The organism is Paraburkholderia sp. SIMBA_053, assembly GCF_046534895.1.
In the GTDB taxonomy this organism is placed as follows: Bacteria; Pseudomonadota; Gammaproteobacteria; order Burkholderiales; family Burkholderiaceae; genus Paraburkholderia; species Paraburkholderia caledonica.
The window spans coordinates 1-256 of sequence record NZ_JAWRXU010001112.1 but is presented as its reverse complement, the minus strand read 5'-3'; the positions used below and the strand labels follow the sequence as shown (position 1 = coordinate 256).

The 256-nt window shown below is 76.6% G+C and carries 1 protein-coding gene; it reads left to right on the top strand.

The features are described from left to right. Positions 1–256, top strand: a 256-nt coding sequence (locus tag SB753_RS39085; protein WP_410805424.1) for a GlgB N-terminal domain-containing protein, incomplete at both ends; no start/stop codon positions are given.

The following is a 256-nucleotide window of genomic DNA, read 5'->3' as shown; positions in this document are numbered from 1 at the left end:
AGCGAGGCCACGAGCGAGCGCAGCGCGTTCGAGGCAGGCCCGGCCGAGGCCCGCAACGAAGCCCTGCAGGCGCTCGCCCGCGGCGAACCGGCCGATGCCTTCGCCTGGCTGGGGCCGCATCGCATGGCCGACGGCCGCAGGCGCGTGCGCGCGCTGCTGCCGGGCGCGCGCGCGGTCGCGCTGATCGATGCGCGCGGCCATCGGCTGGCGGCGATGCAGCCGATCGGCGAGGGCCTGTTCGAGGCAGTGTTGCCAT